We start from the raw sequence: 23,439 nt of genomic DNA on the forward strand, positions 1-23,439 counted from the left end.
TCTCAGGGACTAGAAGGCCATGAAGTGGTCGATAAGATGTTCCAGAGCCTTGAGTTAGGGAAGCCAGATGCACGTCAATATGGTGTTTTCCAAGAGGAGCTTGCCCGAGGGAACACACCTGAAGAGATCAGGAAATATGCGTCTCAGGGACTAGAAGGCCATGAAGTGGTCGATAAGATGTTTCAGAGCCTTGAGTTAGGGAAGCCAGATGCACGTCAATATGGTGTTTTCCAAGAGGAGCTTGCCCGAGGGAACACACCTGAAGAGATCAGGAAATATGCGTCTCAGGGACTAGAAGGCCATGAAGTGGTCGATAAGATATTTAGAGGCTTCGGCTTAGATAAACCTGGCAATTTTGATACCTATCTTCAGAAGTTAGGGGCGGGATATTCTATTCAGGATATACGAGGTGAGATAGCGGTTTCACCGGAAGCTATGAAGAATTGGCAAGGTGTATATTCCAGTTGGGAGAGCACACCGGCAACTCAGTTGCAACTTCGAGTGATTGCAGATTCAGTTGTTCAGTTGGATCAAAGTTGGTCTGTTGTTGAGCATCAGACGATGATGCAGCTTCAACATGAAGCACGAGCTTATCAGGCTATTTCCGGAACGGCCGGATATATGCAAATTGATGAGAGTATTGCTGTGTCTTCTCAGGAAGCAACAGCTCTTCTTGCAAATGCTGTTTTAAACCCGATGATGAACAATATTCCTGATTCTGCCAGTCTGCAGCAAATAATGGGAAACCAGCCTGTTGTTGCTATTAAGGCTCTTGTTGATGAAGCTGACGTGCTCAATAATGAGCATGATATTGAGCAAAAAGAGACATTATGTGATAACTGGCAGGCCTTTAAGGCTGAGCATTCTGAAAATGTCAGTAACGCTGCTATCGCAAGTGCCAATCAGATGCAAGGTTTGACCATTGGCGGAAGACCAATTCCAGATTCATACAAAAATGGTATCCAGTGGTGGTCAAAAGGCGGTGGAATCCAGACACAAGGGAATCCTTATGAGGTTTGGGTATCTCAGAAACTGGAACCAAAAGGTTATCTCTGGTTGGCTGACTACAAAAATAACTGGAAGGCCTTTGATCAATGGAATCAAAATACTCATGATGCCGTTAGTGATAAAACAATTGATCTTCAAGCTAAATCTTATGCGAATAATCCTATAAGAGTTGAAGCTCGGATTTTAGCAAATATCGGACAAATGATTCACTATCAAAATGATTTTGGAACAGCTCTGCGATCTGGTGTTCCTCCATTACTTGATGTTTCTAAGACAAGCATTGGAAGTTACACTTTGTCTCTGGGGGTCCCCAGTGAACCAACGGAAGAACAGTGGGAAGCTCTGTGTAAGGCTTATCAAATCGGAGAAGGGCGAGTGGCTTTTGACTCTAACGGAACCCGATCACTTAATTTCGATATAACGGATATTACTTGATATGTCTCCTGAGCATGAAGTTTTTCGAGAGAGGAGAGCACATGCTATACGAATTCAAAAATATGTTTTCATCAAATGCTTTGATGTTTGGGGATAAAACAATGAACGGGGTAATAGCTAAGTTAAATTTGGTATACCCTGGAACTGAAAGAGTTTGGCGATCTTGATGTCTCGGGTCGGCGACGGATGAAAATCAATCGTGTTGCCGCTCTTGTCGTCCGCCTGGGACATGTGAGTTTACGCTCCTCCTCTTAGTATATACGTTTTATCAATTCGCCAGCCACGGGCGAAGCTCGGACCTTTTCAATACCAGAGAATACGCTTTCCATCTTCGGCGTATGATGCTGAGCCCAACGGTAACTCTCTGAAAAGATCAATGCTACACTTGGTCAGCATCATTTTAAGGTTCAGTTAACCCATTCCCATTCTATGGGTAATGTCATCACGTTACCCATAGGATCATTCTACCAAGAAAATAACACCCCTTGAGATTATTTAAGAAAACCGCTCCGATCCGAAATCAGCAACGGTTTTCAACAACATTCTCAATTTTATGGTAGAGCCGGCTATTTCCTTAGCGTAGGAAGCCAACAAGACGTTCGGCTTCTTGCACGATAGGTTCAGAGATATTTCTGGCGTGTTCAGCGCCCTGACGGAGGACTTGAAGCAAGTGATGTTCATCCGCCAAGAGGTGCCGTGTTTCAGTCGCAACGGGAGAAAGTTTCTCAACGAGTAAATCAGCGAGGGCTTGTTTGAAACTGCCAAAACCTTGGCCACCAAAATCGGAAAGCACTTTTTCAAGTGATTGATCCGACATGGCGGCATAAATAGTGACAAGATTTTGCGCTTCTGGGCGGCCTTCAAGGCCTTCTTTCTCGCTCGGGAGAGCTTCAGAATCTGTTTTTGCGCGACGAATTTTTTGTGTAATTTCTTCAGGCGTATCTGTGAGCACAATACGGCTTTGCTCAGATGGGTCTGATTTGGACATTTTTTTGTTCCCATCACGCAAGCTCATCACCCGTGCGGCTTCAGGTGAGATGATGGGTTCAATTTCTGGGAAAAACTCAATGCTCATATCGTGGTTGAATTTTTTCGCGATATCATTAGCGAGTTCAATATGCTGGCGCTGATCGTCTCCAACAGGTACGCGTGTTGCGTGGAAAGTAAGGATATCAGCGGCCATAAGGTTCGGGTAAACATACAGGCCAGCGGAATGATTTTCCCGGCTTTTTCCCGCTTTGTCTTTAAACTGCGTCATACGATTCAGCCAGCCTAAACGAGACACACAGTTAAAGATCCACCCTAAGCGTGCATGGGCGCTGACAGCGGATTGGTTATAGAGGCGTTTAGGGTCAATCCCAGAGGCGAGAAGACAGGCTGTGCTCCCTAATGTCTGCTCGCGTAGGCTTTGTGGTGTCCAGGGCATGGTAAGGGTGTGCATGTCTACCAGGCAGAAAAGGCACTCATGGTCTGATTGAAGAGTGACCCAATTGCGGATGGCACCCAGGTAATTCCCTAAATGAGGAATACCCGTTGGTTGAATTCCAGAAAAAACGCGTTGCATGGCACATACTCAATAATTGGTAAGGGAAGCAAAAACCGCCTCATCCAGGGCTGGAAGAGGCGGTGCTTGCGCCGGTGATAGCGCTAAAAAAGAATGAGAAGGCCTCTTCCTCTATAGAGGGGCTTCATCTTCTACGCCGAGAAGACGGATTTTAAAAATGAGTGGACTATTGGGGGGAATAATCCCCATAGAGCGTTTCCCATATCCCAATTTGGGAGGGACATAGAGGACCCATTCATCGCCAACATGCATCATGGGAAGACCTTCCATCCAGCCTTCAATAACACCATCAAGCGGCATTTCCATATAGGCCGCTCCCGTATGCATTTCGGTACTGTCGAAAATGCTGCCGTCTGGGAGACGTCCTTCGTAAATAACCATCATCGTGGAGCCCTGACGGGGGGATGGACCATCCTTAGGGCCAGACTTTAGAATTTTATAAGCGAGCCCATCGGGGAGTTTATGAACTCCAGGTTGCTTATAGACCTGTTCCATAAATTGTGCAGGTGTAGGCTCTGCTTGCTGATGACCAGCACATCCCCCCAGCTCGAGAAGGCCTGTTAAGGCCAACGCGGGGAGAAGAGCAACAGCGGAACGCAAAATAGGACGCATGATGTGTCTTCCCATGAAATTCACGATAAGAGGGTAAAACTCTTAGGTTGAACCACCACGGCGGCCGATTTTAGCCCCCAAGCGGAGACGTAGGGCGTTAAGGCGGATAAAGCCCTGAGCATCGACCTGGTTATACGCTCCTTCGTCATCTTCGAAGGTAACGACACGTGCGTCATAAAGACTGTTCGGACTTTCACGGCCGACACAGGTGACATTGCCTTTATAGAGCTTCATCCGGACACGGCCTGTAACCGAATTTTGACTGCTATCAATCAATGCCTGCAACATGTGACGCTCAGGTGAGAACCACAACCCATTGTAAATGAGCTCAGCATAGCGTGGCATAATGCTGTCTTTAAGATGGGCGGCTTCACGATCCAACGTAATGGACTCAATAGACCGATGAGCGTGTAGGAGAATCGTCCCACCAGGTGTTTCGTAAATACCGCGTGATTTCATGCCAACGAAGCGGTTTTCGACGATATCGAGACGCCCAATCCCATTGTCACGTCCCAGTTCGTTGAGACGGGCGAGGAGGGTGGCAGGAGAAAGCTCTTCGCCATTAATGGCGACTGGGTCACCTTGTTTGAAATCAATGGTGATTTCGGTTGCTTTGTCTGGGGCTGCTTCTGGCGAAATGGTCCGTTGGAAAACGATTTCGTCCGGTGGAAGAGCGGGGTCTTCGAGGATTTTTCCTTCAGAGGATGAATGCAACAGATTGGCATCAACAGAGAAGGGGGCTTCACCGCGTTTGTCTTTTGTAACGGGGATCTGATTTTTCTCGGCGAAGTCGAGTAGTTTTGTGCGGGATGTCAGATCCCATTCACGCCATGGCGCAATGACTTTAACGTCAGGCTTTAAGGCATAATAGGAAAGTTCAAAGCGTACTTGGTCATTCCCTTTACCTGTTGCCCCATGTGCAACGGCATCGGCACCGACGGCTTCAGCAATTTCAATTTGACGTTTGGAGATGAGGGGGCGCGCAATAGAGGTGCCGAGAAGATATTGTCCCTCATAAAGGGTATTAGCCCGGAACATGGGGAAAACGTAATTCTTAACGAACTCTTCCCGCAGATCTTCAACGAAGATTTCTTTAACGCCGAATTGTTCAGCTTTGCGGCGGGCTGGCTCCAGTTCTTCTCCTTGGCCAAGATCAGCTGTAAAGGTCACGACCTCACAACCATAATGTTGTTGAAGCCAACGAAGAATGACGGAGGTATCAAGCCCACCAGAATAGGCTAAGACGACTTTTTTGACGTCTGAGGAGCTGCCCATGGTTCGTATTGGTCCTCTTAAAAGGTGAATACAAAAATGCTGAGAGCGTTGTAACACCTAGAGGACCAAGCGACCAGAGGAAAGGATTACCCCTGGTTTTCTTCCTCATCTCGGCGGGCAAGAAGGCGCTTTCGTTCACTTTGTGTTTTAAGTTGACCGCAAGCGGCAAGAATATCTTTTCCGCGTGGCATGCGGATTGGTGCTGCGTAGCCAGCATCCATAATAATCTGAGCAAAGCTGGCAAGACGCTCACGTGTAGAGGGGCGGAAGTCAGACCCAGGCCATGGGTTAAAGGGGATCAGATTAACCTTAGCAGGTAAGCCACGAATCAGGCGAACAAGTTCATGGGCTTCGGCATCACTGTCATTAACGCCACGAATCATAATATATTCGAACGTGATGCGACGAGAATTCGAGGCAGATGGATAACGCCGGCAGGCCGCCATGAGTTCTTCAATAGGGTATTTGCGATTGAGTGGAACGAGCTGGTCACGCAGATCATTGCGCACCGCATGAAGAGAAATTGCGAGATTGATACCGAGTTCATCGCCGCACCGGTCCATCATGGGAACAACACCGGAGGTAGAGAGTGTGATGCGCCGACGGGAGAGGGCAATACCTTCGCCGTCCATGATGATTCTCATCGCTTTGGCGACATTATCGTAATTATAGAGAGGTTCACCCATTCCCATGAGCACAATCGTGGAGAGAAGGCGCGGTGTATCGCCTTTTGGGCTTGGCCATTCATTATAGCTGTCTCGTGCCGCCATAAATTGCCCAACAATTTCCGCCGCTCCGAGGTTGCGGACAAGCTTTTGAGTGCCTGTATGACAAAATGAGCAAGAGAGTGTGCAGCCAACCTGAGAGGAAATGCACACAGCCCCACGGTCTTCGCGGCGGTCTGGAATATAAACTGTTTCGGCTTCCTGCCCATCGCGGAAGCGAAAAAGGAACTTACGTGTCTCGTCCTTCGATGTCTGCTCAGTGGTTGTTGTTGGGCGTCCCACGACGAAATGTTCAGCAAGCTTGCTTTGTAATGGTTTTGCAATGGTGCTCATTTTGGCAAAATCTGTCACGCCTTGATGATAGATCCAATGCCATACTTGTTTTGCACGGAATGCTTTTTCACCAATAGACAGCATCTCTTGTGCAAGCTCTTCACGGGAAAGCCCGACGAGCTCTTTACGGCCATCTGATGTAACGGCTTGCGGTGGAGCAAAAAGAGCGGACTTTGCCTGAATTTTTTGACGTTCAGCTTCATTAAGGTCAGCTGAGGTAGAATACGTGGTATCGGATGAAGGGGCAGGATGAGTCATGCGGCGGCTCATATCATGATTGGGGGATAAGGTGCTACAAAATTGACGGGAAAGACTTATTTCGCCGTTCTAGCGAATTAAAGAGACTAAGGCAGAAAAGTCATGACAGAGATTATATTTCTGTTGCCACCTTTTACGGAGGAGACGGCGGCAAAGAAAGTTCGAATGGCTGAAGATGCTTGGAACTCGCGTGCCCCTGAGAAAGTAGCGCGGGCTTATACGATGCAGTCGGAATGGCGAAACCGTGACCAATTTATTAGAGGACGCGTGGCTATTCAGAGATTTCTACGAGAAAAATGGCAGATAGAGCGACACTACTGCCTTATCAAGTCGTTATGGGGCTGGTCAGGAAATCGTATTGCCGTGCGATTTCTTATGAATGGCAAGATGCAGGGGGACAATGGTGGCGTTCTTATGGAAATGAAAATTGGCAGTTTGCGTCTAATGGTCAAATGGAACGGCGTCATGCCAGTATCAATGATGTTCGTATCGCAGAAGTCGAGCGACTTATTGTTTGGGGGTATGGGCCGGGGCCTGATGATTTCCCGGATATAGAGGCACTAGGTCTATAAAGGAGGATATGTATATTAGAGGTTTTCTCTATATGAGATATAAGTATCTTTCCAATTTCATGGAGTTATAGGCGGGTGCTAAATTTTATTTCCATTATTACACGGCGGAATGAAGTAATTTTTTAAATAATTGAATAGTAAAGTTGTGTTATTCATATATAATTAAAGGATATGATATTTTTATAAAAGTATACATACAATTTCTAATTTCAATCATTAATTTTAATTAAAAAAATAAAATTCTTTGTTTTACAACAAATAAAAATAAATTATTTATATTATAACTTTTATAGTATTGCTTATTTTTTATTGTTTCATGAGTGTGGAATGGCGGGGGTTTAACTATTAGTTAGATATATATCTTATTTATTTTTTTAATCGATTTCATATTTCAAAAAATTCCATTACCTTAAGTAAAACAATCCTCACATTGGCGTTCTTCATCGATTCTGAAAGGAAGAAAAATGGCCGACGTTCTTTGGACTAAAAATACCGTCTACAGTGTGGTGACTCAATACACCAATCAAACTCTTCCAGTTGGCAGTGTTCTTGCCACGAATCCAAGTTACAGCCAGTTTCGGTCGCTTAATTCGAGTACTGGTTTAAAGGCCATTGTTATTCCTAAAGGCGCGGATCTTTCCTCTGCTAATCAGACTGTTGTTGCAACGCTTGTGTTTGATACTAGTTTAAACTTGACGACCCAAGCGGGGCTGCCGGTCCGCAGTCTTCAGATCACATTGAATTATCAAGGATACCAAACATACACCCCGTCTGATGGAGGGGATGATAAGATCGCATTAGTCTTTTCTTACGGGAATATTGTTCCGAATTCTGTCCTCGTAGAGGGTGGGACTGGGAAACCGACAAATTTAACGTCAACAGCAGCAAGGGGATTGCTTACAAAACTGACTGCTGATGCAACGAATACGAACCTCCTTTCGACGTCGGATGGGTACATTGCCCTCCTTCCAACTTTTGAAATGAACAGAACACCTACGACGTCTGGTTTGCTGACAGATGTTCCATCAACGACAGTATGTTTTTTAGCTGGGACGGAAATTAATATTCCAGAGGGGGTTAAAAAAATTGAAGACATCGTTGTTGGGGAAATGGTCCTGACATACCGGAATGGAGAAACAACCCCCAAGAAGGTCATTTCTGTTCGTAAAAAGCGTGTTGTGGCTTCGTCTGCTGATGAGCATCCTGTTCGGATCAAAGCGCATGCCCTTGCTAAGGATGTGCCCTATAATGATCTCCTTCTTACAGGAGAACATTGCCTCTTCTTGGATGGGTATTTCATTCCCGCTCGAATGCTCGTCAATCACAGCTCTATCGTGAGAGAAAACACTACTCAATATGATGTCTATCATATTGAGTGTGAGGAGCATGCTATCATCTCTGCTAATGGAGCTTATGCAGAGACTTATCTCGATACTGATCATCAGCTGAAACATGATGGGAATGTTATCACCATTGGTCGTAAGACCTGGGCCAATGATGCAGCCGCCCCCCTTGGAACGCAGAGAAATGTTGCGGAGCCTATTTGGCATAAAGTTGCACAACGTTCAGGCGTAACATTACCTCTTGTGGAGACAGTGGAAGATCCAGACCTTCATCTTATTGTGAATGGAGATCGGGAGATTCGGCCTTATCGTGTAAGGAATGATTACTACTTATTCCTTCTTCCAGAGTATATTGAACAGATTCATCTTGTATCGCGAACCTCCCGGCCGTCCGATGTTGTTGGGCCTTTTGTTGATGACCGGCGTCATCTTGGTGTGTTAATTGACGATGCTCGGCTATTTTATGATGATGAATGCATTGTTCTGGAAACCCCATTTCAAGAAGCATCCTTGTCAGGTTGGGATGTAATGGAAGGATCACGGTGTCGCTGGACGAGTGGGTCGGCATTGCTCCCCATTGAAAAGACGTCTGTCCCTTGCATTTTAAGTGTGCATGTCAGGCAGGCAGGACCGTATCTTGTGGAAAATGAGATGTCTGATGCATCATCGGACAAATTTCTTGTGGTAGCGCAGGGCTAGCATTGGGAAAATATATTTAAAAGCGGGCTTTTTCAGATCATGGCTGAAGTAGCCCGCTTCATTTTGTCATAGACAAGTGAACGCATGACAAAATTATATTTCTTTTGAGAAGATGAAGAGAAAAGTATATTTAGTGCTTGCGTGCCGCAATAAGGAACTCTTTGTTCCCCTCGGGTCCAGTAATGGGACTAGTGCCTAAGCCTAATACGTCCCAGTCGGGAAGGGAGGTGAGCCATGTTTGGATTTCTTGGCAGACGCGCTCATGAACGGAAGCGTCCCGGACAACTCCTTTAGGACCGACATCAGCACGTCCCGCCTCGAATTGTGGCTTGATAAGCGCCACCAACCAGGCTCCTGGTGCGGCCAACGTCATGGCAGCTGGTAATACTGTGCGTAGCCCTATGAAACTAGCGTCGCAGACAATAATAGTGGGAGCCTCAGGAATATGTTCGGTCGTCAGGTAGCGGGCGTTTGTTTTTTCCATGACGATGACACGCTCATCAGAGCGTAATTTCCAGGCAAGTTGGCCATGCCCGACATCAACAGCGTAAACTTTTCGTGCGCCATGATGAAGCAAGACATCTGTGAAGCCTCCTGTAGAAGCCCCGACGTCAAGCGCAATATGATCAGCAACAGGGAGCTGAAATTGTTCGAGGGCATGCGCCAGTTTCATTCCTCCTCGGGATACCCAGGGATGGTCCTGCCCCTTAAGAGTGAGAGGCATATCCTCAGCGATTTGATCTCCGGCTTTTTTAACAGCCTTATCCGCGTGAGGGCCGGCATAAACAAGGCCGGCCATGATTAACGCTTGAGCACGGGTGCGGGTCTCGACGAGACCCCGATCAACAAGAAGCTGATCCGCACGACGTTTGGCCATCTCAAGTGTTGCCTTTTACTTTTTTGAGTGCATCCAGGGCGACTTTGACGATATGAGGGGCCGTCAAACCAGCCTCCACATATTGGGCTTCTGGCGTGTTGTGATCAATCCACGTGTCTGGGAAGCTCATAGGACGGAAATGAACTCGATCAAGTAGAGCATTTTCAGCTAAATGCTGAACAACTTGTGAGCTAAAGCCTCCTGGAGCACCTTCTTCAATGGTAATGAAGACGTTGTGTTGCGTTGCAAGCTTATCGATCAAGGCGCCATCAACAGGTTTCGCAAAACGTGCATCGGCTACTGTTACCGCAATACCCTGTTTTTCGAGCTCTTTAGCCGCTTTGAGGGCTTCATAAAGGCGCGGTCCTAATGAAAGGATGGCAACGCCGGATTCTTGTGTATCGTGGATGATACGGCCTTTACCGATCTCAAGCACTGAGCCTTCTTTTGGTAGCTCCAGGCCTCGTCCGTTACCGCGAGGGAAACGGACGGCAATCGGGCCGCTATCATGTGCCCATGCTGTTGTCGTCATGTGCAGCAACTCGACTTCATCAGAAGGGGCCATGACGGTCATATTCGGGAGACAGCATAAATAATTAAGGTCAAAAGACCCAGCATGTGTCGCCCCATCGGCACCGACTAAGCCGGCGCGATCAACAGCGAAACGAACAGGAAGGTTCTGCAGAGCGACATCATGCATAACTTGGTCATAAGCGCGCTGCAGAAAGGTGGAGTAAATCGCACAGAAGGGACGCATCCCTTCTGTGGCAAGACCGGCAGCAAAGGTTACAGCATGTTGCTCGGCAATCCCGACATCAAAGCAGCGATCGGGATATTTTGCGGCGATTTTATCCAGCCCTGTTCCCGTAGGCATTGCTGCAGTAATGGACACCACGCTGTCATCTTGAGTCGCACGATGAAGAAGCTCGCGCGCGAAAACAGATGTGTAGGTCGGAGGGCCAGATGGTGCCTTTTTCTGTTTGCCAGTCTCTACATCAAACTTGCTAACGGCGTGATATTTATCACCGGCCGCCTCTGCAGGTTTGTAGCCATGTCCTTTTTCTGTAATGACATGAAGGAGAACAGGCCCAATATGATCAGCATCACGAAGATTGCGTAAGATAGGAACCAGCTGGTTGAGGTCATGCCCATCGACAGGTCCGACGTAATAGAACCCCATTTCCTCGAAAAGAGTCCCGCCGGTAATCATACTGCGTGCATATTCCTCAGCACGCTTCGCTGTACGTTCAATGCGAGAAGGGAGGCGCTTTGCAAGTTTGCTAGCTAAGTCACGCAATGTGAGAAAACGGCGTGACGACATAAGGCGCGTCAAATAGTTTGACATGGCGCCAACAGGCGGAGCGATCGACATTTCATTATCGTTCAAAATAACGATCAGTCGTTCAGCACCAGCGCCCATTGCTCCCGCATTATTGAGCGCTTCATAGGCCATACCGGCGGAAATAGAACCATCCCCAATAACGGCGACAACATTACGCTCTTTGTAGGATGGATCTTTCTCAGCATGGAGATGATGTGCCACAGACATTCCCAGACCAGCGGAAATAGAGGTCGAGGAATGAGCCGCACCAAAAGGATCGTAGGGGCTTTCAGAGCGGCGCGTGAATCCAGATAATCCACCTGGCTGACGTAATGTGCGGATGCGCTCACGCCGCCCTGTAAGGATCTTATGTGGGTAGGCTTGATGTCCAACATCCCAGATGATGCGGTCATCTGGTGTGTTAAAAACAGCATGCATCGCAACAGTCAATTCAACGACACCCAGAGAGGCTCCAAGATGTCCCCCCGTCGTTGAGACAGCATCAACCGTCTCGGCTCTTAGCTCTTTTGCGAGCGAGGTGAGCTGCTCAATGGACAGGTTCCGCATATCAGAAGGCAGGGATACCCGATCAAGAGTTGGGAACTGACCAAAAGTGGGAATGGAAGATTTGCTCATGGTGATCAGCTCCTGCGTTCTACAAAATAATCCGCAAGGGAGCGGAGTGTATCGGCGCGATGGTCAAATAAGGCGAGAGTGTTGCGAGCTTCTGTGCTCAGGCGGCGGGCTTCTGCGCGGGCCCCCTCAATGCCGAGGAGAGAAACATAGTTAGACTTAGCGGCATTTTCATCTTTACCGGCTGTCTTTCCTAATTCCTCTGTGCTGGCTGTGCTGTCTAGCACATCGTCAGCTACTTGGAAGGCTGTTCCTAAATAGCTACCATACTGACGAATGGCCTGACGGCGAGGGTCTTGCTCATCAGCGCCGGCTAGAATAGCGCCTGCTTCTGCAGAATAGCGGATGAGAGCACCCGTTTTGAGAGCGTGGAGGCGTTTGACATGCTCCAGAGGGAGAGCGCGGCCTTCCCCGCGAATATCAATAACTTGTCCCCCAACCATTCCGGCTGATCCAGAAGCTTGAGCGAGGGCCAAGGCGAGATGAGCACGAATGGCAGGATCATCACTGAGAGAAGGCTCAAGGATTACCTCGAACGCACGGGTCTGGAGGGCATCGCCTGCGAGAATAGCAAAAGCTTCATTAAATTTTTTATGCGTTGATGGTTGCCCACGACGTAAATCATCATCGTCCATGGAGGGCAAATCATCATGGACAAGGGAATAAGCGTGAAGGAACTCTACCGAGGCCGCTGCACGCAACGCGGCTTCATGCGGAGCGCCGAAAAGGGCGGCTGTTTCAAGAATGAGAAACCCGCGGAGGCGTTTTCCACCATTGAGTGCTGCATAACGCATAGCCTCAATGAGTAACGACTCATCCCCAGGAACCATGGGAAGAAGTTGGTCAATTTTTTGCTCAATCTCGCGACAGCTGTGAGCAAGGGCCTCCCTAAGGGGAAGGGGATGGCTAGCGGTCATTGAGAAGATTCCTCACGTGTCTGTGTCGCGGTGCTGGGTGTCATATCTTCATGATGTATTGCGCCATCAGCGTTTTGCACAATGGCTTTGACGCGCATTTCGGCTTCACCAAGACGGGATTCGCAATGGCGTCTCAAAGCGGCCCCGCGTTCATAGGCAGCAATAGCGTCTTTGAGTTTCATTCGCCCTGTTTCAAGATCGCGTACGATCTGCTCCAACTCTGCGAGAGCATCTTCAAAAGAGAGCTTATTGAGTGCAGTCATCTTTAGCGGTGTGCTTGGGTTAGGCATGAGCTATCTAGTTGGGCTCCAGATCACGAAAACTTAGAGGGCATTACAAGGCTAAACGTAATTTTTCCAGCCTATTATTCTATAGGAAAATGTCAGAGTTACGGCAAATGGTCTCTCTCCTGGTCAGAGGAGGCTGCCTGATTGCTAAGTGCGTGTCGTTGAATAACAAAATGGCACCCATCAGGAGCTTCGTGCGTTTCAAGGAGAATATGGCCCGCCTTTTGGCACCAAAGGGGAATATCCTGGAGGCTGGTCTTATCGTCTGTGATAACATGAAGTGCCTCGCCTGAGGCGATGCGGTGCATGGCGCGATGCGTTTTAATAACGGGCATCGGGCAAGCACATCCTCTTGCATCAAGTATAGCGATCGGTTCAGCCACAGTCATGGCTTTTGATTATGCGCGTTTAATACGTCTTCGCCAAGGGTAGATGACATCTTTGTAATTTCTTTCAAAAATGGCTTTGAAGAATCATGTAGCAGAAAAAGGTGATATCCAAGCCTATAACGATGGGTGTGAGCCGTTTGAATTGGCGTAAAGCAATTATAATGCCTGTGTAGAGGAGCATACCGCAGGCAAGGCTCAGCATGAAATTCCCGGTAACAGCGGAAATAAGTAGCATGGTAAGGGGGGTAATGGCGTCTTCAATACGGTTGGGGAGCCGTGAGAGCGAGCTAAGCATACTCAGACCAACCATGACGAGGACGGGAGCAGTGGCAAGGGAAGGGATACAAATGATCAGTGGCCAGAAGACACAAGAGAGCACGAAGAGCAGAGCGACAATAAATGCGCTTAAGCCTGTGCGTCCGCCGGCTTCTGCTCCGGCAAGGCTCTCAAGATAGGCGGAGACGGTGCAGGTTCCCAGCGTAGCACCAACGACGCTGGCGGCGCCATCAGCGGTGAAAGCACGGTGGTCCAGCTCAGGATGTTCGGGCGTACCAGAAAGGCCAGCGCGGTGAGTCACACTGAGCATCGTAGCCGTTGCGTCAAAGAAATCACTTAAGAGGACATAAAGTGTAATGGGTAGTAGGAGACCGATGTGACTAAAAAAATCATGAAAATCAAAAGGAAATAAAAATTGAGTAGGATAATGGGGCCAGTCAATTAATTGTGATGGAAGGGCCGTAACAGAGTGTCCATGCTGATCGGAAATAAACAGACCGATGATCGTCATGATGATGATGGTTAACAAAAGCCCCGCCGGCACCTTAAGTATGTTGAGGAGGGCGCAGAGGAGTAAGCCACAGAGAGAAAAAATAACAAGAGGGTCACTTAAAGGGGCAAACGTCAGCCCATGGGGCGAGGAAATGGCAATTCCCGATTCAATAAGGCCAATGCGCGCTATAAAGATACCAATGGCGACTTGAATGCCTAAAATGATGGCAGGTGGGAAACCTCTAACGATCTTTAAGCGTATGCGTGTCAGAGATAAGAGTGTGAAAAATATGCCGCTTAAGAACACAACGGTGAAAGCGGTTGCGACCTTGATATGTGCTTGTTGTACAATCACCTGAGCAAAGAGAACGTTGCTGCTCATAGCAGGCGCAAGGGCAATGGGTAGACGGGCCCAAAGTGCCATAATCAGTGTGCCAGCTGCTGCTCCTGCGATGGTCGTCATGACCATGTCGTGTCGATCTAATCCGATAGAGGCCAAAATAGCGGGATTGATTGCGATGATATACGCCATGGCACCAAAAATGGTGAGGCCGGCGATAATTTCACGAGGGATGGTGGACCCACGTTGAGAGATCCGAAAATAGCGATCAAGAAAGTTAGAAAACAACCAATAACTCCGCATCACCAAAGAGGAGGGGGTATCATTAGGAATTGGCGAACGTTTGGGGATGAAGCAAAGACAGGAGAAGCGGAGAAAGCACTTGCTTTGCGTCCTCATAAGGCAGCTGAACGCTGACAGCTCCTAAAGCGGAGGCCACCGGCCATTGACGTTGCTGTAAAGCTGATTTTACGCCGTTAGCTGTAAGGCCATAATGCGTGAGGGCAGAGAGCGCATGGAATGAACGGTCTTTTGGGTGTGAGGGGGCAATAGGTGTGAGCGGGAAAAGAACCTCATCCTGATATGAGAACTTCTCGTCTCCTGGAAGAAGAGTGAGAGAAGCCCCCTCGGCTATTTGTGTGAGGATAACGGGAATAATATCGAGAAGTCGATTAAGAGGCTGTGTGCTTTGACCAATGGGCAAATAGAGGAGTGGAATGGCCGATTCTGCATAAAGCCATGCGGATGACGTCTCACTGTCGGAGGGGAGTGTTGCGAGGCAGAGACGTGTCTCATGATGAGGGTTGAAGTGAGCGTTTTCTCTCCATGTGAGTGTGAATGTCTTATGGTCAATAATGAGTGAGCGCTGTGGTGAGCCGATATAGAAGCGCTGTAATAGTTGAGGAGAAGGCTGTGAATTGCCTTCAAATCGTTGGGATGGGCTCTTTTGATGGGCTCTCCAATGAGAGAGGAGAGCGGTTTGCAGTAATGTTGCAGCGACTGAAGTGCTCTTTTTAAGAATATCTTCTTGATGTTCTACGAGGTTTTCGTTGCGATCATAATAATGGCGCGCGGTCGGAGAGAGGCTTGATGCTGCAGCATCATGGAGGATGCGTGCTAAAGACCAGTCAATCGGTGACGTAAGATGGGCGAAGGGATCTGGAAGTGTATTATCCGCTTTTTGAGGACGGAAAAAACTTCTTACGATGTGATGGTCAGGGAATGATTCTGGAGCGTGTCGTGTGTAGAGGGAACGCGGAGAGAGAAAGTTTTCCTTTGAGAGTGGCGCTTCCTGGCCGTTGAGGCCACAGATGCACCAATTGACGGGGATTGCCTGTGCCGTCTCAAAAATATCTTTCCCGAATTTTTGCTCCACAGAGAAAAGAAAAATCTCAACTGAAGACCCTTCCGGCACAAAATACTCATCAATGCTGAGCGGTAAAACCCAGTCTATATCTTGGGCCTCACGGTTGAGTAGTTTTTTCAGGCCATCTGTATAACGCTGTGATTTATCTGCGATGCCCTGGTCTGTCCGAATTGTTCTGACATCATAATGTTGTGCAGCTTGGTCTAATAGCTCCCAACTGCCATCCGTCGAGTGATCATCGCATATTAAGAGCGTTGAAAAGCCGACCGCCACATGATGAGCAATCCACCACCCCAAAGACGGAACATCATCGTGGACGCACAAAAGGGCGGCGGTACGGGACATAAGGTTAATCCATCTTCAGAGCAGCAAGGAAGGCACTTTGTGGAATCTCCACTTTGCCAAATTGGCGCATGCGTTTCTTACCCTCTTTTTGTTTGTCGAGGAGTTTACGCTTACGCGAAATATCACCACCGTAACATTTTGCAGTGACGTCCTTGGAAAGGGCGCCAAGGGTTTCACGCGCGATGACTTTAGAGCCAATAGACGCCTGAATAGCAATTTTGAACAGCTGACGGGGGATCAGCTCTTTGAGTTTGCTGCAAATTGATCGCCCGCGTGTTTCGGCTGCAGAGCGATGGGCAACGAAAGAAAGTGCGTCAACAGGCTCATGATTAACGAGGATAGAGATGCGAACCAGGTCGCTCTCTTCATAACCGTCCATTTGATAATCAAAAGACGCATATCCACGGCTAAGTGACTTCAAGCGATCATAGAAATCGAAGACGACTTCATTGAGGGGAAGACGATAAACGACCATAGCACGGTTGCCGACATAAGTGAGGTCTAGCTGAACACCACGACGTTCTGTGCATAATGTGAGAACGGGGCCAAGATAGTCATCCTGCACCATGATGGACGCTTTAATCCAAGGCTCTTCAATACTGGCAACTTGTGAAAGTTCTGGCATATCAGCAGGATTATGCAGTTCTTCCACTTTTCCGTTTGTATGATGAAGCTTGTAGACAACGGAAGGTGCGGTGGCGATCAGGTCAAGATCAAACTCACGAGAGAGGCGCTCTTGAATAATCTCTAAATGAAGGAGACCAAGGAAACCACACCGGAACCCAAAGCCAAGAGCGGCAGATGTTTCTGCTTCAAAATGGAAAGATGCATCATTAAGCCGGAGCTTGCCTAGGCTTGTACGAAGTTTTTCAAAATCGTCAGCATTGATGGGGAAGAGGCCACACCACACGACGGGAACAGACGGTTTAAATCCTGGCAGTGCTTTTTCAGCAGGGCGATTATCGAGGGTGATGGTATCACCCACGTTACAATCGGCTACGGCCTTAATGGCGGCGTTAATATAACCAATCTCTCCAGGGCCGAGGGAATCGACTGTTTTCATTTTGGGAAGGAAAACACCAACTTGGTCAACGTGATAGGTGGCGCCTGTTTGCATCATACGGATGCGGTCCCCGCGTTTAACGCGCCCCTCTTTAATTCGAACGAGGGTGATCACCCCTAGGTAAGAATCGTACCAACTATCAACGAGCAATGCTTGCAAAGGGGCTTCTGCATTTCCCTGGGGAGCGGGAAGACGCGTGACCAAAGCATCAAGAACGCCTTCGATATTGATGCCAGTTTTTGCACTAATATCAACCGTATCATCTGCAGGAATACCAATAACATCTTCAATTTGTTTGCGAACGCGCTCTGGTTCAGCCGCAGGGAGGTCAATCTTATTGAGAACGGGTACAATCTCGTGGTCAGCTTCAATCGCCTGGTAAACGTTCGCAAGTGTTTGTGCTTCCACACCTTGAGACGCATCAACAACGAGGAGTGATCCTTCACAAGCTGCGAGCGAGCGGCTGACCTCATAAGCAAAGTCAACGTGACCAGGAGTGTCCATAAGATTGAGGATATAGGTCTTTCCATCTTTGGCAGGATAGGTCAGACGAACGGTCTGCGCTTTGATGGTGATGCCGCGTTCTTGCTCAAGCTCCATAGAATCGAGCACTTGCCCTTTCATTTCACGGGCAGTGAGGGCGCCGCAGGCTTCGATGAGGCGATCGGCCAGCGTTGATTTGCCATGATCAATATGGGCAATGATCGAAAAATTACGGATTAGAGAGAGCGGTGTGTCGGTCATGATGGCCTATATAGGCGATTTTAAGGGCAATGTCAGCCTCATCTCGTGATGTCTATATTTCACGAGATGAGTGAAGAATGGTGACGGATGATAACGATGTTTTATCGGTCTGTCAGGCGGAATTCGATCCGACGATTATGAGCATACGCTTGAGGCGTCGAATGAGGATCAAGAGGTTGATAAACCGAGAAGCCCGTTGCTGCGAGATGATGAGGGTCAATCCCATCAGCAATCAACATTTTAACCACAGTGATAGCACGTGCTGATGAAAGCTCCCAATTGCTGGGGAATGCCGTATGAATAGGCTGGCGATCAGCATGACCATCAACACGGAGCACCCACGGGATATCGGCTGGGATGGTCGAGGATATCTCCCGTAATGTGCGCGCTAATGTGTTGATCTGCTTTTTCCCCTGTTCGCTCAGGGTGGCGCTGCCAACGGGGAAGAGAATCTCCGATTGAAAGACAAAGCGATCACCGACCACACTGATGCCAGGCTGATTCTTGAGGAGATCACGCAAGCGCCCAAAAAATTCGGAACGGTAGCGTTTAAGCGTATTTACTTTGTCTGCCAGAGCAATATTGAGCTTTTTGCCAAGATCAGAGATCTGAGCGTCTTTCGCCGTTTCGTTGCGTTTTTCAACATCAAGAGCCTGTGTGATGGCCTGTAGCTGCTGAGTAAGCGTCGCAAGCTGTGCGTTAAGGGAGTTGATTTGTGCTAGTTGTGAGTTTTGCGCAGTTTGCTCCTTTTCATGAATCTCAGCAAGTTGCTGCTCTTTATCATGAAGCGCATTTTGCGTTGTTTGATATTGAGACGTTAATTCTTGATTGCGCGTATTGAGTGTTTTGACCTGATCCTGGCTTAAAGAAAGCATGTTGGAGAGGCGGTCGAGATCTCGCTTGAGGGATTCAAGCGAATGTTCGCGTTGTGTAATGGCGGCGGAGAGAAATTGCTGCCCCACCACAAAAACGAGCATAACAAAGGTCACGACCATGAGAAGGGTCGAGAGAGCGTCTACATAGCCGGGCCAGACATTGAGCCTCGTTTGAGAGCGTTTACGCCGGGCCATGGGTTAATCCTTCCGTGGTCGTGACGTATCATGGTGAAGGTCACCGCGTAATCCAGCTAATTGGCGCTCAATTTGTTGCAGAAGCTGCAACGTTGCAGGGTCATCATAGCGCTGCTCCGTAATGCTTTTGGTAATGTCTTTGAGCGCTTGGAGGACTTTTTCACGGTTTTCTTCAGCGTCATGGGCATTTTTACGGAGCATAGAAATATTTTGCTGAAGCAGTGACACATTCTCTGTCGTAAGACGCATGAAATCCTGAACACGCGGGACCCATGTCTCAATCGTCTCGGTAAGCATGGCGGTGTCTGCTGGAGAATGCGGGGCAGAGGTACGGATCTTCTCCGCATTAGTAAGGTCAGCAAACCATTCTTCAACATCATTGAAGAAGCGCGTTTGTGCTTGACCGGCTGTGAGGTCGAGAAATCCTAAAACAAGGGCTCCCGCGAGGCCGAACATGGAGCCGGAAAAAGCGGTGGCCATGCCGGAAAGCGGTTGTACGAGCCCATTTTTCACATGATCAAACATAGCCGTTAGGTCACTGCCACCAACACTCATACCGCCGATAACATCGGCGATGGAACGCACTGTGAGCAGAAGGCCATAAAATGTGCCGAGAAGCCCTAAGAAAACCAATAATTGAGTGATGTAACGTGAAATTTCACGTCCTTCATCAAGGCGGGATTCCAAACTATCAAGGAGCGTGCTTGTCGTTTGAGATGAAAGCGTTAACCGGGATTGTCGATCCGATTGTGCTGAAAACAAGCGTGCTGTTGGCGCTAAAAGTCTTGGAGGATTAGGGATCACAAGGCCTGAACGGTCTTGTCGTAAGCGCTCAATCCATTGGATTTCAGGGAAGAGACGCCATGCGAGGTGAATATTCCATATGATGCCAATGATGAGCACGGCAATGATTGTGCCATCAAGTCCTGGATTGGCCATGAAGGCATGCCATAACATAGGATGTAAGGCGTAAATCAACACGAAAAGAATGACCAAAAATAGGCCCATACGGACCAAGTAACGCGTAGGACGAATCACGGCGCGGTAGTTCCTTTTGTATCAACAGGGAGAGTGTCTGGAGACGCGACAGTGGTAGCAGTTGAAAGCGACCCCGCATTCTCTTCAACGGTGATGTCTAAGCGATCGGCTGGGTCGTGGCGTGCTGCATCTGGGCGGCCTTGAGCGATAGGGTAAATTCGCGTTGAGGCAATGCCACTTTGCATGAGCAGTGAGCGCACGGCTAAGGCCCGGGCGAGGGCAACCCGGCGTGGCATGGAGAGGTCATCGCCAGGAAGTGTTGCATAGCTATGGAGAACAAGGCGATGTTCTGTTTGGGAGGCCTCGCGTGCACCAAATTGTTGAATAGCCTTGATGGTATCGTCATTCATATCGGCTGTGTTGGTGTCAAAGATGATGCGCAAGCCACTTTGTTCGTAAGGAGCTGTATGGCTATGGGCGCTTGGGGTCGCTGCGATGGGCTCGGGGGCAACAGGTGGGTGTGTCGGAATGGGGGTGAAGGGTGGTGCAATGATAACAGGCGGCGGCGGTGCAACAGGAACGCTCGGAACTCGTGTATAGCCGGGTGGCGTTCCTTGATTATTATTATGTGCTGGTGTTGTTGTATGGTTTTGGTGGGCGGTGTGTGTGGGCGTAGCCCGCTTTGAAGATGCTGTATTCGTATGTGATGTTTCGGTATGTGGAGCGGCTTCAGGGGGAGGTAGGTCGCTCAGATTAGTTGATACTTGAGCGTAACCATGGCGTGGCACGATGCTGAATAGAGCAGTGCATAAGAGTAAGGCAGTGAGTGAAGGGCGTTCGATCATCATAGGTAACACCCTAGCTGAGAGACGCGACGCGCTGCAATGCTCTTGCGCGTCGCGTTTATGTTAAAAAAGAGGGTTAATCCCGCGTTAATGCGTTATGGACCAGATCCTTAAGAGGGGAATGGAAATGAGGGTTGGCAGCGATGATATTTACATCCCCGTCAAGACCATCAAGATTATCCCCTGTGTGGTCAGTCGCGTAACCACCAGCCTCACGGACAATCAGTATCCCAGCGGCACAGTCCCATGGTTTTAATCCAAGTTCCCAGTAGCCCTCATAACGACCAGCAGCAAGCCAGGCGAGGTCAAGGGCGGCAGCCCCACAACGGCGAATACCCGCGACCTTGGGCATTAGGGAGCTCAAAATGAGCCCGAAGGGGCGATGGCGTTCAGCGGGTACCTTGGCGAAAGGAATACCCGTGGCGAAGACAGCCTCGGAAAGTTTACGGCGTGCTGATACACGAAGGCGGCGCTCATTGAGGAAGGCACCAACGCCTTTTTCAGCCCAAAACATCTCATGAGCGACAGGGTTATAGATGACGCCTGCAACGAGCTCAATGGTCCCGTCGGGATGACGACGCTGTAGACCGATTGAAATAGCCCAATGAGGGATACCATGGAGAAAGTTTGTTGTCCCATCAAGTGGATCAACAATCCAACGCCATGTCCAATTATCGCCGCCAGAAGCCCCACTTTCCTCCATAAGAAAGGCGTAGCCGGGGCGTGCACGGCTGAGCTCTTCACGAATAGTGTTTTCGGCACGGATATCAGCCTGGGAGACAAAGTCCCCCGGACCTTTAATGCTGACTTGCAGCTGCTCGACTTCTGCAAAATCACGCAACAGAGAGCGCGCTGCTTTCTGTGCGGTGTTTTGCATAACGGCCATATGCGGAGAAAGGCGCATGGGAATTAGTCCTTAGCACGCTCAACGTAAGAAGCATCATCGGTGCGAACAACGATACGTTCACCGGCCTCTACAAAAGGAGGCACCATGACTTTTACGCCGTTTGAAAGCTTTGCAGGTTTGTAAGAAGAGCTGGCAGTTTGTCCTTTAACGACAGGATCAGCCTCAACGACTTCTAACGTCACTTGTGGAGGTAATGTGACCGCTACGGGGTCCCCTTCAACGAGCTTGAGTTCAAGCTGCATATTGTCTTGAAGGAACGGAAGTTGGTCACCCAGAATGTCTTTTGACAGCATGGTTTGCTCAAAAGTTTCTGGATCCATCAGGACGATATTGTCGCCGTCCATATAAGAATAAATGTAGTCTCTATCTTCCGTCAAAAGACGCTCGACCGTATCAGCTGTACGCCAGCGTTCGTTGCTCTTATTGCCGCTGTTTAAATCACGCATTTCAACTTGGATGAAAGCGCCACCTTTTCCAGGGGTAAGGATCTGTTGTTTAAGAACAGTCCAGCGGCGACCGTTATGTTCTATGACTTGTCCAGCGCGGATAAGGTTGGCTTGCTGTTTCATATCAGCTCCCGATGTGCATTGTAAAAGATCGACCTGTGTCTTCTGCGGCTTCTAGCGGGCAGAGGGGGGATGAAGCAAGGCTTTACGCAAGGCATAGTTATCTAATGGCCTTTTACCCCTAGAAAAAGGGGTGGAGTGTCCCATCTGGTGCTTGCGCTGTTTGAGACGAGGGGTGTGCTTCGTTTTCTTGTATTGGCTGTAAATAATCTGGCCCTAAAGGCACTTTTCCTTTCCCTCCAGGAAGATCGACGACGTAGGTTGGCCAGGCCAGGCCTGTCACGCGCCCGCGAAGATTTTTAAGGAGTGCACGTCCTTCTTCTACAGGGACGTGGAAATGTGCAGTTCCTGGAGCGGGGTCAAGATGGTGAAGATAATAGGGCTTTACGCGCGCTTTCACGAGAGCGCGTAACAGCGCTTCCAGGGCGTCTGGTGTGTCATTAACCCCGCGTAAGAGAACAGATTGCGAGAGGATGGGAATGCCTCTCCCAAGAATTAAACGCAAGGCGTGACGAACATCTGGGGTGATTTCGCGTGCATGGTTTGTATGGATAACAACCCAGATGGCACAATCGCTTTCGAGAGCATCCAGAAAAGCAGGGGTTACGCGTTCGGGAGTGGCAATCGGTACGCGCGTATGCAGGCGGATGGTGTGGATATGTGCCATCGCTGAAAGGCGGGAGATAATGTGCTTCATGCGTCGGGGAGACAGCATGAAGGGATCCCCCCCGGTAAGAATAACTTCTTGAATTTGTGGGTGATCCTCTAGCCATTTGAGCGCTGTTTCAAGTGCTTCGCCATCTAAGAGGCCGCCATCCGGGCCAACATGCTCTCTACGGAAACAAAAGCGGCAATAGAGAGGGCAAATGAGCAGCGGTTTAAGAAGGGCGCGATCTGCATAACGGTGAACGATACCTGGGACGGGGGAGAGGGCATCATCCGCGATGGGGTCGCTTTGTTCGTGCGGCTGTTGGATATTTTCCAGAGGGGAAGGAATGACTTGCCGCCCAATTGGATCATGAGGGTCTTTAATAAGAGCCTGTAAGGCGGGAGGAATCGCTGTAGCGTAATGGCGTGCGACATCAGATAGCTCTTCCCGTTTTTCAGGCGGAACTAAGCCTGCCTCAATGAGAGAATCGATATCGCGAATGGTCTCTTGGCGAGGGAATGTCTTGGCCGTATCGTGCATGATTCATGCT

Annotated in this window: 20 protein-coding genes and 1 pseudogene; 3 read left to right on the forward strand and 18 right to left on the reverse strand. The window is 48.9% G+C overall.

The features are described from left to right. A partial coding sequence (locus tag GS501_RS00930; RefSeq protein ID WP_160830028.1) for a hypothetical protein occupies positions 1–1,443 on the forward strand: 1,443 nt, incomplete at its 5' end. Positions 1,444–2,017: 574 nt separating this feature from the next. Here GS501_RS00930 and trpS read toward each other — a convergent pair. From trpS to rlmN, 4 genes are all read right to left on the reverse strand, one after another. Beyond that, positions 2,018–3,007 (reverse strand): tryptophan--tRNA ligase, encoded by a 990-nt coding sequence (gene trpS / locus GS501_RS00935; protein WP_160830029.1) that lies wholly within the window; start codon positions 3,005–3,007, stop codon positions 2,018–2,020. Positions 3,008–3,118: 111 nt separating this feature from the next. Continuing rightward, on the reverse strand, positions 3,119–3,619 hold the full coding sequence (locus GS501_RS00940) for an FKBP-type peptidyl-prolyl cis-trans isomerase (RefSeq protein WP_160830030.1): 501 nt from the start codon (positions 3,617–3,619) through the stop codon (positions 3,119–3,121). Between the two features lie 42 nt (positions 3,620–3,661). Next, positions 3,662–4,894, reverse strand: coding sequence for an argininosuccinate synthase (locus GS501_RS00945; RefSeq protein ID WP_160830031.1), 1,233 nt, complete (start codon positions 4,892–4,894; stop codon positions 3,662–3,664). 86 nt (positions 4,895–4,980) lie between these two features. Further along, complete coding sequence (rlmN, locus tag GS501_RS00950; protein WP_370517891.1) at positions 4,981–6,210, reverse strand: 23S rRNA (adenine(2503)-C(2))-methyltransferase RlmN; 1,230 nt, start codon at positions 6,208–6,210, stop codon at positions 4,981–4,983. A gap of 102 nt (positions 6,211–6,312) precedes the next feature. Between rlmN and GS501_RS00955 the strand changes: the two are divergent. Next, positions 6,313–6,782 (forward strand): annotated as a pseudogene (locus tag GS501_RS00955) (DUF1348 family protein). 464 nt (positions 6,783–7,246) lie between these two features. After that, positions 7,247–8,824 (forward strand): Hint domain-containing protein, encoded by a 1,578-nt coding sequence (locus tag GS501_RS00960; RefSeq protein ID WP_160830033.1) that lies wholly within the window; start codon positions 7,247–7,249, stop codon positions 8,822–8,824. Between the two features lie 130 nt (positions 8,825–8,954). Here the strand turns inward: GS501_RS00960 and GS501_RS00965 are convergent, their stop codons facing one another. The 14 genes from GS501_RS00965 to GS501_RS01030 form a co-directional block, all read right to left on the reverse strand. Continuing rightward, positions 8,955–9,701, reverse strand: a complete 747-nt coding sequence (locus GS501_RS00965; protein WP_160830034.1) for a TlyA family RNA methyltransferase — start codon at positions 9,699–9,701, stop codon at positions 8,955–8,957. A gap of 1 nt (position 9,702) precedes the next feature. Continuing rightward, positions 9,703–11,658 (reverse strand): 1-deoxy-D-xylulose-5-phosphate synthase, encoded by a 1,956-nt coding sequence (gene dxs, locus GS501_RS00970; RefSeq protein ID WP_202405258.1) that lies wholly within the window; start codon positions 11,656–11,658, stop codon positions 9,703–9,705. A gap of 5 nt (positions 11,659–11,663) precedes the next feature. Further along, positions 11,664–12,572, reverse strand: a complete 909-nt coding sequence (locus tag GS501_RS00975; protein WP_160830035.1) for a polyprenyl synthetase family protein — start codon at positions 12,570–12,572, stop codon at positions 11,664–11,666. Continuing rightward, a complete protein-coding gene (locus tag GS501_RS00980; protein ID WP_160830036.1) occupies positions 12,569–12,835 on the reverse strand; it encodes an exodeoxyribonuclease VII small subunit in 267 nt (88 codons plus the stop codon). Before GS501_RS00980 ends, GS501_RS00975 begins: the two co-directional genes overlap by 4 nt. Positions 12,836–12,960: 125 nt before the next feature. Next, positions 12,961–13,248, reverse strand: a complete 288-nt coding sequence (locus tag GS501_RS00985; RefSeq protein ID WP_160830037.1) for a sulfurtransferase TusA family protein — start codon at positions 13,246–13,248, stop codon at positions 12,961–12,963. A gap of 64 nt (positions 13,249–13,312) precedes the next feature. Next, complete coding sequence (locus tag GS501_RS00990) at positions 13,313–14,659, reverse strand: NCS2 family permease (RefSeq protein ID WP_160830055.1); 1,347 nt, start codon at positions 14,657–14,659, stop codon at positions 13,313–13,315. Positions 14,660–14,681: 22 nt separating this feature from the next. After that, positions 14,682–16,067, reverse strand: a complete 1,386-nt coding sequence (locus tag GS501_RS00995; protein ID WP_160830038.1) for a glycosyltransferase family 2 protein — start codon at positions 16,065–16,067, stop codon at positions 14,682–14,684. A gap of 4 nt (positions 16,068–16,071) precedes the next feature. Next, a complete protein-coding gene (lepA, locus tag GS501_RS01000; RefSeq protein ID WP_160830039.1) occupies positions 16,072–17,874 on the reverse strand; it encodes a translation elongation factor 4 in 1,803 nt (600 codons plus the stop codon). 101 nt (positions 17,875–17,975) lie between these two features. Then, on the reverse strand, positions 17,976–18,944 hold the full coding sequence (locus tag GS501_RS01005) for a peptidoglycan -binding protein (RefSeq protein WP_160830040.1): 969 nt from the start codon (positions 18,942–18,944) through the stop codon (positions 17,976–17,978). A gap of 3 nt (positions 18,945–18,947) precedes the next feature. Further along, positions 18,948–19,982: a flagellar motor protein MotA gene (locus GS501_RS01010; protein ID WP_160830041.1), complete on the reverse strand. Its 1,035-nt coding sequence runs from the start codon at positions 19,980–19,982 to the stop codon at positions 18,948–18,950. Then, positions 19,979–20,770 carry a hypothetical protein gene (locus tag GS501_RS01015; RefSeq protein WP_160830042.1) on the reverse strand — a complete coding sequence of 264 codons (792 nt, stop codon included), beginning with the start codon at positions 20,768–20,770 and terminating at the stop codon, positions 19,979–19,981. Before GS501_RS01015 ends, GS501_RS01010 begins: the two co-directional genes overlap by 4 nt. 73 nt (positions 20,771–20,843) lie before the next feature. Further along, complete coding sequence (locus GS501_RS01020) at positions 20,844–21,671, reverse strand: inositol monophosphatase family protein (protein WP_160830043.1); 828 nt, start codon at positions 21,669–21,671, stop codon at positions 20,844–20,846. Between the two features lie 5 nt (positions 21,672–21,676). After that, positions 21,677–22,243 (reverse strand): elongation factor P, encoded by a 567-nt coding sequence (gene efp / locus GS501_RS01025; RefSeq protein WP_160830044.1) that lies wholly within the window; start codon positions 22,241–22,243, stop codon positions 21,677–21,679. Positions 22,244–22,361: 118 nt separating this feature from the next. Beyond that, a complete protein-coding gene (locus GS501_RS01030) occupies positions 22,362–23,429 on the reverse strand; it encodes a lysine-2,3-aminomutase-like protein (protein WP_160830045.1) in 1,068 nt (355 codons plus the stop codon). Between the last annotated feature and the right edge of the window lie 10 nt (positions 23,430–23,439).

The sequence above is a fragment of the Saccharibacter sp. 17.LH.SD genome (assembly GCF_009834805.1).
Classification (GTDB): Bacteria; Pseudomonadota; Alphaproteobacteria; order Acetobacterales; family Acetobacteraceae; genus Saccharibacter.

What these genes read in the sequence shown, in the direction of transcription:
- trpS (WP_160830029.1), bottom strand. Translation starts at nt 3,007, where the DNA reads ATGCAACGCGTTTTTTCTGGAATTCAACCAACGGGTATTCCTCATTTA.
- GS501_RS00940 (WP_160830030.1), bottom strand. Translation starts at nt 3,619, where the DNA reads ATGCGTCCTATTTTGCGTTCCGCTGTTGCTCTTCTCCCCGCGTTGGCC.
- GS501_RS00945 (WP_160830031.1), bottom strand. Translation starts at nt 4,894, where the DNA reads ATGGGCAGCTCCTCAGACGTCAAAAAAGTCGTCTTAGCCTATTCTGGT.
- rlmN (WP_370517891.1), bottom strand. Translation starts at nt 6,210, where the DNA reads ATGACTCATCCTGCCCCTTCATCCGATACCACGTATTCTACCTCAGCT.
- GS501_RS00960 (WP_160830033.1), top strand. Translation starts at nt 7,247, where the DNA reads ATGGCCGACGTTCTTTGGACTAAAAATACCGTCTACAGTGTGGTGACT.
- GS501_RS00965 (WP_160830034.1), bottom strand. Translation starts at nt 9,701, where the DNA reads ATGGCCAAACGTCGTGCGGATCAGCTTCTTGTTGATCGGGGTCTCGTC.
- dxs (WP_202405258.1), bottom strand. Translation starts at nt 11,658, where the DNA reads ATGAGCAAATCTTCCATTCCCACTTTTGGTCAGTTCCCAACTCTTGAT.
- GS501_RS00975 (WP_160830035.1), bottom strand. Translation starts at nt 12,572, where the DNA reads ATGACCGCTAGCCATCCCCTTCCCCTTAGGGAGGCCCTTGCTCACAGC.
- GS501_RS00980 (WP_160830036.1), bottom strand. Translation starts at nt 12,835, where the DNA reads ATGACTGCACTCAATAAGCTCTCTTTTGAAGATGCTCTCGCAGAGTTG.
- GS501_RS00985 (WP_160830037.1), bottom strand. Translation starts at nt 13,248, where the DNA reads ATGACTGTGGCTGAACCGATCGCTATACTTGATGCAAGAGGATGTGCT.
- GS501_RS00990 (WP_160830055.1), bottom strand. Translation starts at nt 14,659, where the DNA reads ATGCGGAGTTATTGGTTGTTTTCTAACTTTCTTGATCGCTATTTTCGG.
- GS501_RS00995 (WP_160830038.1), bottom strand. Translation starts at nt 16,067, where the DNA reads ATGTCCCGTACCGCCGCCCTTTTGTGCGTCCACGATGATGTTCCGTCT.
- lepA (WP_160830039.1), bottom strand. Translation starts at nt 17,874, where the DNA reads ATGACCGACACACCGCTCTCTCTAATCCGTAATTTTTCGATCATTGCC.
- GS501_RS01005 (WP_160830040.1), bottom strand. Translation starts at nt 18,944, where the DNA reads ATGGCCCGGCGTAAACGCTCTCAAACGAGGCTCAATGTCTGGCCCGGC.
- GS501_RS01015 (WP_160830042.1), bottom strand. Translation starts at nt 20,770, where the DNA reads ATGATGATCGAACGCCCTTCACTCACTGCCTTACTCTTATGCACTGCT.
- GS501_RS01020 (WP_160830043.1), bottom strand. Translation starts at nt 21,671, where the DNA reads ATGCGCCTTTCTCCGCATATGGCCGTTATGCAAAACACCGCACAGAAA.
- efp (WP_160830044.1), bottom strand. Translation starts at nt 22,243, where the DNA reads ATGAAACAGCAAGCCAACCTTATCCGCGCTGGACAAGTCATAGAACAT.
- GS501_RS01030 (WP_160830045.1), bottom strand. Translation starts at nt 23,429, where the DNA reads ATGCACGATACGGCCAAGACATTCCCTCGCCAAGAGACCATTCGCGAT.